Genomic DNA, 1001 nt, shown 5'->3' on the forward strand with positions numbered 1-1001 from the left:
ATGAACTGAACCCAAAAAATTAGACAAATATATTAAGCAGCTACTAAGGATTGAACTCTGTATTGCACAGGGGACAATCCTTTTAGTTTTGTTTTAATTCTTTTGTGATTGTAGTAATGAATATAAGTTTCTAGTTCTTGCTTAAATTGTTCCATACTTTCAAACTCTTTAAGATAAAGTAATTCAGACTTTAATAAGCCAAAGAAATTTTCCATGACTGCATTATCTAAGCAATTTCCCTTACGGGACATACTTTGGATAACGTTATGTTTTTTAAGCGACTGATGATATTGTCGCATTTGATAATGCCAACCTTGATCCGAGTGTAAAATAGGAGTTTCCTTATCATTCAAACATTGAAACGCCTTATTTAACATTTTAGAAACAAGGGAATAGGCAGGTCTATGTTCTATATTGTAAGCTATAATTTCTCCGTTATATAAGTCTAAAATGGGTGATAGATATAGTTTTTTACCATGTAAGTGGAACTCCGTCACATCTGTTACCCATTTCTCGTTTGGTTTTGATGCGTGAAAATTACGTTTTAAAATATTAGGAGCGAATTTCCCGACAGTCCCTTTATATGAACGATATTTTTTCAATCGAACAAGACATTTTAATCCCAGGATATTCATTAAACGTCGAACGGTTTTATGATTTAATGCATGGCCTCGATTACGTAATTCCAATGTAATACGACGATAACCATACCTCCCAAAATTCTCACTAAAAATCTCTTTAATTAATTCTTTAACTTTCTTATATTTATCTGGACGTTTCGCTTGTTTCATCCAGTAATAATACGTACTACGAGCGATATTAGCGACTTTCACAAGGTCAACGACCTTATATTTATGCCTTAATTCATAAATCAATTGCGCTTTGTCTTGGTCTGTGATGTTTTCTTCTTTTGAACTAAGGCATTCAACTTTTTTAAATAGTCATTTTCCATACGCAGACGTTCATTCTCTGCTTGTAGCGCTTCTATAGAACCTTCAAGA

The 1001-nt window shown here is 33.0% G+C and carries 1 pseudogene; it reads right to left on the reverse strand.

Going from position 1 to position 1001, the window contains the following annotated elements:
* Positions 1-32 precede the first annotated feature (32 nt).
* Positions 33-1001: pseudogene (locus tag AB6801_RS31190) on the reverse strand (IS3-like element ISBth167 family transposase); the annotation flags it as partial.

This window comes from Bacillus sp. RCC_6_1 (assembly GCF_041360755.1).
GTDB classification, from domain to species: domain Bacteria; phylum Bacillota; class Bacilli; order Bacillales; family Bacillaceae_G; genus Bacillus_A; species Bacillus_A cereus.